This window comes from Xanthomonas sp. LMG 12459 (genome assembly GCF_009192905.1).
Lineage (GTDB): Bacteria > Pseudomonadota > Gammaproteobacteria > Xanthomonadales > Xanthomonadaceae > Xanthomonas_A > Xanthomonas_A sontii.
On the sequence record NZ_NSGT01000130.1, the window covers coordinates 1 to 8,592 of the forward strand.

Genomic DNA, 8,592 nt, shown 5'->3' on the forward strand with positions numbered 1-8,592 from the left:
CATCGGCTCGCTGCCGCGGCGCATGCTATAGTAGTTCGAGCTCGTCAGTCGGGCAACTGTTCGGGCTTGTCAGGCAGGAGAACCGGAGTGCGGCGGCGCTGACTCCTACTCGTGCTTGCTGGCACTGCGGCTAAACGGCCTGCCGCACTCCGCTCTCACCTACAACGATAGACCCTTATTTGACACAAGCGGCTTCAGCCGCGACCGGGCGTTCCCGACGCATCCCGGTCGCGGCTGAAGCCGCACCTACGACAGCGCAAAATCGATGCCGCGTTACTTGGCCGGCGGCGCGTTGACCGTCTGTTCCAGGTCCTTCTGCAGGTCGGCGAACAGCGGGGTCATCTTCTGCTGGATCGCCCCCATCAGGTTCTGCATCAGCTGCGGGGTCTTGTCGAGCAGGCTCTGGCCGGCCGGGCTCTCGTAGAACTCGGCCATGGCCAGCACGTCCTGCTTGGAGAAGGTCTGCTTGTACAGGTTGACGTAGAGCGGACGCATCTCCTGCCAGGACAGCGCCTTGCGCACGGTGGCCTGGGTGCGCTCCTGGATCTGCTGCAGCTTCTGCTGCTGCGCGGCGTCGAGCGGGTGCTGCGCGGTGAGCTGGGCGAACTGCTGGCGCTGCATCGCCTCGATCTGCGGCAGCATGGTGTCGAGCATGTTCTGCGCGCGCGAGGCCGACAGCAGGCGGTTGACGTCGGCATCGGTGGGCGGTTCGGCCAGCGCCGGGAGGGCGGCCAGGGCCAGCAGCAAGGCCAGCAGCAGGCGCTGCGGCCAACGGAAGAAGCGCGGAATCGGGGGCATGGAGCATCCTGCAGAACGATGACCGGCGGCCAGAATACGGCAATCGCCGCGCCGCCGCCGCCGCGCGTGGGGACGTGCGACCGGCCGGCGTCCGCTCCCTGGCTCGTTCAGGCGGCGCCGACGCGGAAACCGGGCGGTCCGGCGAATACCCTACAATCCGCGCCATGGGTAACGGGGCCATCCACATCTCGAGCAGCCTGACGATTCCGGAGGACGAAATCGTCGAGCGCTTCGTGCGCGCCAGCGGCGCCGGCGGGCAGAACGTCAACAAGGTCGCCACCGCGGTCGAGTTGCGCTTCGACCTGGCCGGCTCGCCGTCGTTGCCGGAGCCGCTGCGTGCGCGCCTGCTGGCGCGGCGCGACCGCCGCATCACCGCCGACGGGGTGCTGGTGATCGATGCGCAGCGCTTCCGTACCCAGGACCGCAACCGCGACGATGCGCGCCAGCGCCTGGCCGAGTTCATCGCCGCCGGGCTGTCGGTGCCGAAGCGGCGCATCGCCACCAAACCCTCGCACGGCGCCAAGCTGCGACGCCTGGACGCCAAGCGCGAGCGCAGCCAGATCAAACACGGCCGCTCGCCCGGCCGCTGGGAGTGACTTTTGACCGAACGCGATTACCGCCTGCCCGCAGCGCCCCCGAACATGCCGATGGTCAGGCCCAGCCGCTTCATGCGCTGGCTCGGCCGCACCGCCTTGCGGCTGACCGGCTGGCGGGTCGTGGGCGAGTTTCCCAACGTGCCCAAGCTGGTGATGATCGTGGCCCCGCATTCGTCCAACTGGGACGGGTTCCTGGGCTTCGCGGTCAAGTTCGCGGTCGGCTTCGAGGTGCGCGTGCTGGGCAAGACCCAGTTGTTCTGGTGGCCGCTGGGACCGCTGCTGCGCAGGCTCGGCGGCATCCCGCTGGACCGCAACTCGCCACGCGGCGTGGTCGAACAGGCGGTGGCGCTGATCCGCGGCGCCGAACGCATGTGGTACGTGATCACCCCCGAGGGCACGCGCAAGCGTGTGGAGAAGTGGAAGACCGGGTTCTGGAAGATCGCCCACGGCGCGCAGGTGCCGATTTTCCCGGTGTACTTCGACTACCCCAGCCGCACCGTCGGCCTTGGCGAGGTGGTGTGGACCGGCGAGGACATGCAGGCGGACATCGCCGCGATCCGCGAATGGTACCGGCCGTGGCGCGGCAAGCACCGCGATACCTTGTGACGGGCAGCGGCGGCTGACGGCGGCGCCATCCGCCGTTTTGCCCCACGGCGCCAACCGATGCCGTAGGAGCAGCGCATGGGTCGGATGTTGTTGTGGGAGGGACTTCAGTCCCGACGCAGCAATGTACCAGGTGGCTTTGGGCTTCACTCGTCGCGGCTGAAGCCGCTCCCACAAGTGCGGTGCCAGGATCGCTTGAGGGCTGCACTGTGGGAGGGACTTCAGTCCCGACGACGGACGGTGTCAGCCGACCTTTCGCTCGTCGCCGCTGACGCCGCTCCCACATGCAGGCCTTGACTCCCGCGCTACAGCGCGCTGCCGCCGAACTTCTGCGTGTACTGCAGGTACACGCTGCGGCCCACGGTGTCGAACCAGGACACGTCGTAGTACGGGTACGACGTATAGGTGCGGTCGTGCGGCGGCATCTTGTCGAACAGGTTGGTCACTGTCAGCGACAACTGCGCGTGGTCGGTGAAGCGGTACTGCAGCGAGGCGTTGTAGCGGTAGGTGGCGCCGATCCACGGGCTGTCGCCGCTCTCCGGGTCGTAGACCTGGTCGTAGGAATCGGAGGTCGGCAGGCGGCCCAGGCGTTCGCCGTGCAGCGTCGCGGTCCAGGCGTTGCGCTCCCAGGACACGCTGGCGCTGGCCTTGGTGCGCGGGATGTCGTAGCCGCTGTTGACCGCGAACTCGTCCACCATCGCTTCGCCGGCGTACACCTGGATGTCGTGGCGGCGCACCCAGGTGTAGTTGCCGCTCAGGCGGAAGGTGCCGATGCCGGTGTCGAGGCGGTACTGCGCGCTGAGGTCGATGCCGTTGGTGCGTTCGCGGGCGATGTTGATCGGGTTGACGTAGACCCCGTACAGGCGGCCGTCGGCGCTGCGCGTGACCCGTGCCAGCGCCTGCTGGCAGGTGGTGGAGGTGGCCTGCAGCACGCCGAGGCGGCAGTCGGCCTCGTCGCGCAGCACCTGGTCCACGCGCAGGTCCTGCACCTGGTCGCGCATGTCGATGTTGAAGTAGTCCGCCGACAGGTCCAGGTCGGCCATCGGCGACCACACCAGGCCGGCGGTCCACGAGGTGCTGTTCTCCGGGTTCAGCGCGCGGTTGCCGCTGCGGCCGCGGATCACCGCCTCTTCGTTGTAGCTGCAGTCCTGGATCGCCACGCCCGGTTCCTCGCTGGCGCAGCGGTAGTAGTCCACGCCGGTGGTCTCGTCGTTGCCGGGGCCGGCATACACGTAGTGCAGGTCGGGGGCGCGGAACGCGGTGCCGTAGGAGGCGCGTACCAGCAGCGTGTCCACCGGCCGCCACTCCAGCCCGCCGCTGTAGGTGAACTTGCCCAGCGAGCGCCCGGCGAAGCGGTACTGGTCGTAGCGCCCGGCCAGGCTCAGCGACACCGTCGACAGCACCGGCAGGCGCAGCTCGCTGGCCAACGCCCAGCGGTTGCGGCTGCCGTGGCCGTCGGAGTCCTTCCAGCTGTAGTAGTAGTACTGCGTGGCCAGCGGATCCGGGCGCAGGTTGTAGGCCTGGTTGCCGAATTCGGCGGTCGCCGCCATGCCGGCATCGCCGCCGGGCAGCGAGAACAGCGCGGTGTTGGTGGCGGTGAAGGCGAGGGTGTCGGTGCGCGAGCGCGGCTGATACACCGTGCGCTGGGCGATGCTGTCGTACTCGGCGCGGCTCAGCGGTGTGTACAGGCGCTGCGGGTCGGCGTTGAAGATCGGCAGCCCCGAGTCTTCGTCCACGCCCAGCTGCGGGCCGAGGAACAGCGCGTTGGCGCGCGCGGCGACGATCTGCGGCCAACTGATCGTGGCCTGGTACTGCGAGTGGCTGAGGCTGGTCTCGTAGTCCCAGTCCGCGCCGAGGTGGCCCTTGAAGCCGGTGGTGACGCTGAAGGTCTTCTGCCGGGTGCGGATGGTGCCGGCGTTGAGGCCGCCCATTTCTTCCGGGCTGAACTGGCGCCCCCAGGCTTCCACCTGGTCGGTGGCCTGGTTGTAGAAATAGCCCTGCTCGTTGCCGTCCGGGGCCATGTAGCCCCACTGGGTCACGTCGCGGAACAGCGACAGCTCGTGGTAGCCCACCTGCACGTCGGCGAACCACTCGCTGCCGTTGTCGAAGGCGTAGCGCAGCGAGGCGTAGCCGTTGAGGCCGCGGCGCTTGTTGGTGATGGTGCCGTAGCCGATCGAGGCGCTGCTGCCGCAGAACGCGCCGTAGCCGGGGCGGGTGGCGTAGCCGGTGCTGCCGCCGTTGAGGCCGGACACCGCCGCGCAGGTGTCCGCGCCCGGGTCCAGGTAGTCGTCGTTGCCGTCGGTGCGCAGGAAGGTGCGGCGCGGCACCTGCGAGCGTGCGGTGGGGCCGTCCAGGGTGCTGTCCTGGCGGCTGCGCTGGTAGGCCCACAGCGGCGTCTGCGAGACCAGTTCGGCGCCGAACACCGCGTCGAAGTTGCCGCGCGACCAACCGCTGCTGAGGCTGAGGTTGAAGCTCTCGCCGCCGCCGCGAGTGGTGTCGCCGAAACGGTAGTCCAGCGTGGTGCCGTCGGCGTGCTTCTTGAGGATGAAGTTGACCACGCCGGAGATCGCGTCCGAGCCGTAGATCGCCGAGGCGCTGCCGGTCAGGATCTCGATGCGGTCGATCATGCCCAGCGGGATGTTGGAGATGTCGGTGAAGTTGCTGCGGCCCTTGAACGGCATCGGGAAGTCGGCGATGCGGCGGCCGTTGACCAGCACCAGGGTGTGGTTGGGACCGAGCCCGCGCAGGTCCACCTGCTGCGCGCCGGGCGAGAAGTCCGCGCCGCTGGCCGACTGCGGGCTCTGCGTCTCGCCGCCGTTCTGGGTCATCGCGCGCAGCACGTCCGGCACCGAGGTGAAGCCGTTGGCCTTGATCTGCTCGGCGCTGATCACGCTGATCGGCGCGGGGCCTTCCACCTGCGTGCGCGGGATGCGCGAGCCGGTCACGCGCAGGGTGTCCAGTTGCGCCACCGGCGCCTCGGCCGCCGCGGCCGGCGCCGGCGCGGCGGCACGGACCGGCTGCGCGCGGGCCGGGGCCGGCTCCTGGCGCCGCACCAGCCACGCGCCGGAGGGGTCGCGCTGGGCGACGAAGCCGCTGCCGCGCAGCACCTGCTGCAGCGCCTGCGCGGTGTCCAGTTGGCCGTGCGCGCCGCCGCTGCGGGCCTGGCCCAGTTGGTCGGCGCGGTAGATCAGTTGCGCGCCGGATTGCCGCGCCAGGGTGTCCAGCGCCGCGCGCAGCGGGCCGGCGGGGACGTCCACCGTGCCGGTGGCGGCAACGGCAGCGGGTTGCGCCTGCGCCGCACAGGCGCTCGCACAGGCCATGCTCAGCAGCAGGGCACGCATCGGATACCGCATCGAGTTTTCTCCCCAAACGGGCGCGGAGCGCGCCTCAGTAGCTCCAGACGAACGAGACCGACAAATCCCCCCGCCGCCGCGCCCGCCCGGCGCGGCGCGGGACGGCTTACCGGCTGTGCAACAACACCGTATCGCCGTGGCGCTCGGCGCGGATCGGGAACCCCTGTTCGAGCAGGCGCACGAAGGCATCGACGTTGGACCAGCGCACGTTGCCGCCGACCCGCAGCGCCGCGGCACCGGCGTCGGCGACCTGCAGCTTGACCGTGTTGTAGCGGTTGAACTCGGCCACCGCCGCCTGCAGCGGGGTGTCGTCGAAACTCAGGTAGCCGCTGCGCCAGTCCAGCGTGCGCTCGGCTTCGGCCAGCGCGACCCGGCGTACCAGCACCCCGTGCGGCCCGGCCTGGGCGATGCTGCCGGCATGCAGCAGCAGCGGCGGCGCCTGCGGCGCGCCCGCCGATTCCAGCCGCACCGTGCCTTCGGTGACCACCACGCGCAGCGCATCGGCCTCGCGGCGCACCGCGAAGCGCGTGCCCACCGCCACCACCCGGCGCGCGCCGCTGTCGACCACGAAGGGCCGGCCCGGGTCCTTGCTCACCGCGAAGAACGCCTCGCCGCGCTGCAGGTCGATGCGCCGCTGCGCGCGCGACAGCGCCACCGCGATGCGGCTGTCGCTGCTCAGCGTGGCCTGCGAGCCGTCGGCCAGGGCCACCGGGCGCAGCTGGCCGGTGACGCTGGCATAGGCGGTCGGCACCGGTTCGACGGCATGCCGCCAGACCAGGGACAGCACCGCGGCACCGAGCAGCGCGGCCGCCAGCGCCGCCGGCCAGCGCCGTCGCCGCGGCGCACGCGGACGCGGGGCGAAGCGCAGGCCGCGCAGGTCCGGCGCGGCGCTGGCGGCCGTGGCGGCCGGCGCCAGCGTGCTGCGGCCGCCCAGGCCCTGCCAGCGGCCGCGTTCCGGCACCTGCCCATCGCGCTGGCCGGCGCCCAGCGCCTGCAGGCGCCCACTCTCCTGCCATGCGGCCTGCAGGCGCAGGAACGCCACCCGGTGCGCGGTGGCCGCGGCCAGCCAGGCATCCAGGCGCGCCTGCCGTGCGTCGGACCAGTCGTCGCGGTCGCGCCGCGCCAGCCAGGCCGCCGCACGCGCCTCAATCCACCTGCTGTCCATCGCGTGCCCGCGCCTGCATCGGCTTCGCCGGCGCCGCCGCGCCCTCGTCGCCATGGAAATGATCGGCCAGCAGGCGCATGCCCCGGGCCACGTGCTTCTCCACGCTCTTCTCGCTGATTCCCAGGCGCACGGCCACCTCCTTCTGCGGCAGTTCCTCGACCCGCCGCAGCCAGACCACGCTGCGGCAGCGGTCCGGCAACCGGTCGAAGGCCGCCGCCAGCCGGCCCAGCACCTGCCGTCCGCCGCACCAGCGTTCCGGCGACAGCTCGTCTATCAGGACGTGCATCGACTCCAGATCCCCCACTGCCTCGATCGACACCACCCGGTTGCGGCGCAACCGGTCGGTCATCAGGTGCCGCGCGGTGGCGAACAGGAACGACTTGGGCAGGCTCGGCCGGGCCTTGCCGGCGGCCTCGTAGACGCGCACGTAGATCTCCTGGCGCAGGTCGTGCCACTCCTCGCGATGCGGCCAGCAGCGCCGCAGGTAGCCGCTGAGCGCCTGCTCGTGGACGAGGATTTCTTGGACGAACCAATCGTCGAGGGAAGCGGACATGGATCCCACATTAGCCGATCGCCGGTGCGTGCGGGAAAGTGCCGCGCGCGCCGACGTGGGAGGGTGACGGCGGCGGGGGGAAGCCGTGCCGCCGTTCGTCCCCTCTCAGCAACGAGCCGCACGCTCGCCTGCCCGCCCCGTTCCCGAGGAGATCCGCATGACCCGTTCCGTCGGCATGTTCCGGCCCTGGATGTCGCTGCTGCTGGGCCTGTGCCTGGCCACGCCCGCCGTCGCGCGCGATTACCGCCAGTACCTGGTCGGCGATCCGGCCGCGCCCACACCCGGCCCGGTGTCGCCCGGCCTGCTGCTGATGGGGGGCGGCGACCGCAACTACGACGCGCTGCGCTGGTTCATGGCCAAGGCCGGGCACGGCCACGTGGTGGTGCTGCGCGCCTCGCAGGCCAACGAGGTGGGCGAGGAGTTCTACCGCAAGGTCGGCGGCGTGGCCTCGGTCGAGACGTTCGTGTTCAGCGGCCGCGGCGCCTCCAGCGATCCGGCGCTGCTGCGCGCGCTGGCCCGCGCCGACGGCATCTTCATCGCCGGCGGCGACCAGTCGCGCTACGTGCGCTACTGGAAGAACACCCCGGTGGCCGACGCGCTGGATGCGCACGTGCGCGCCGGCAAGCCGCTGGGCGGCACCAGCGCCGGCCTGGCGATGCTGGGCGAGTACCTGTACGGCTCGATGGACGGCGGCAGCATCACCAGCCCGGCGGCGCTGGCCGATCCGCTGGGGCCGGCGGTCACCATCGAGACCGACTTCCTGCACCTGGACCTGCTCAAGCGGGTCATCACCGATACCCACTTCCGCGAGCGCGACCGCCTCGGCCGCCTGTTCGCGTTCCGCGCCAAGGCCGCCACGCTGGCGCCCAAGGGGGAGCCGCTGATCGGCCTGGGCGTGGACGAGAGCGCCGCGCTGGCGGTGGAGGGCGACGGTACCGCGCGCGTCTATGCCACCGATCCGCAGGCCGTGGCCACCGTGGTCGCCGGGCCGCTGCAACCGCCCACCCCGGCCGGGCAGCCGCTGCAGGCCGCCCGCATCGAGACCGTCGGGGTCGGCCCCGGTTCCACCCTGCACCTGCCCGACGGCCGCGTCGAGGCACCGGTCTTCCACCGCTACTACGCGGTGCAGGACGGGCGCATGCGCGAGATTCCCGCCACCACCCTGGTGATCCATGGCGGCGCCGGCGTCGAGCGTGCCAGCAGCAGCCCGGCCGACCTGGCCGAGGCGCGCGCGGCGATGGAGAAGGCGCTGCGCACCGGGCAGGCGCTGCTGGCGCAGGGCAAGCCGGCGGTGGACGCGGTCGCCGCGGCGATCACCGTGCTGGAGGACTCGCCGCAGTTCAACGCCGGCAAGGGCGCGGTGTTCACCCACGACGGCCGCAACGAACTGGACGCGGCGATCATGGACGGGCGCACCGGCAAGGCCGGCGCGGTGGCCGGCGTGCACCGGGTCAAGAACCCGATCGAACTGGCGCGTGCGGTGATGGACCAGTCCGAGCACGTGATGCTGGTCGGCGATGGCGC

Annotated in this window: 7 protein-coding genes and 1 pseudogene; 4 read left to right on the top strand and 4 right to left on the bottom strand. The window is 71.4% G+C overall.

What is annotated here, in order from left to right:
* Positions 1-273: 273 nt before the first annotated feature.
* The gene (locus tag CEK65_RS20750) at positions 274-798 is read right to left on the bottom strand and encodes a DUF2059 domain-containing protein (RefSeq protein WP_017915507.1); all 525 of its coding nucleotides are present in this window, start codon (positions 796-798) and stop codon (positions 274-276) included.
* A 164-nt stretch (positions 799-962) separates the two neighbouring features.
* Between CEK65_RS20750 and arfB the strand changes: the two genes are divergently transcribed.
* Together arfB and CEK65_RS20760 are read left to right on the top strand one after the other, a co-directional pair.
* Positions 963-1,394 carry an alternative ribosome rescue aminoacyl-tRNA hydrolase ArfB gene (gene arfB / locus CEK65_RS20755; RefSeq protein ID WP_152182854.1) on the top strand — a complete coding sequence of 144 codons (432 nt, stop codon included), beginning with the start codon at positions 963-965 and terminating at the stop codon, positions 1,392-1,394.
* A gap of 51 nt (positions 1,395-1,445) precedes the next feature.
* Entirely contained in the window at positions 1,446-2,000 is a 555-nt protein-coding gene (locus CEK65_RS20760; RefSeq protein ID WP_017915508.1) for a lysophospholipid acyltransferase family protein, read from the top strand.
* Positions 2,001-2,302: 302 nt separating this feature from the next.
* Here the strand turns inward: CEK65_RS20760 and CEK65_RS20765 are convergent, their stop codons facing one another.
* The 3 genes from CEK65_RS20765 to CEK65_RS20775 all read right to left on the bottom strand — a co-directional run bounded on the left by CEK65_RS20765 (position 2,303) and on the right by CEK65_RS20775 (position 7,068).
* Positions 2,303-5,338, bottom strand: coding sequence for a TonB-dependent receptor (locus CEK65_RS20765; RefSeq protein WP_226980668.1), 3,036 nt, complete (start codon positions 5,336-5,338; stop codon positions 2,303-2,305).
* Positions 5,339-5,456: 118 nt separating this feature from the next.
* The gene (locus CEK65_RS20770) at positions 5,457-6,515 is read right to left on the bottom strand and encodes a FecR domain-containing protein (protein ID WP_152182856.1); all 1,059 of its coding nucleotides are present in this window, start codon (positions 6,513-6,515) and stop codon (positions 5,457-5,459) included.
* Positions 6,496-7,068 carry a sigma-70 family RNA polymerase sigma factor gene (locus tag CEK65_RS20775; RefSeq protein ID WP_017911627.1) on the bottom strand — a complete coding sequence of 191 codons (573 nt, stop codon included), beginning with the start codon at positions 7,066-7,068 and terminating at the stop codon, positions 6,496-6,498. The genes CEK65_RS20770 and CEK65_RS20775 overlap by 20 nt, the downstream gene beginning before the upstream one ends.
* Before the next feature lie 352 nt (positions 7,069-7,420).
* Between CEK65_RS20775 and CEK65_RS21275 the strand changes: the two are divergent.
* Both CEK65_RS21275 and CEK65_RS21280 read left to right on the top strand, forming a co-directional pair.
* Positions 7,421-7,945 (top strand): annotated as a pseudogene (locus tag CEK65_RS21275) (cyanophycinase); the annotation flags it as partial.
* Between the two features lie 261 nt (positions 7,946-8,206).
* Positions 8,207-8,592, top strand: a 386-nt coding sequence (locus CEK65_RS21280; protein WP_223875791.1) for an isoaspartyl peptidase/L-asparaginase, incomplete at its 3' end; no start/stop codon positions are given.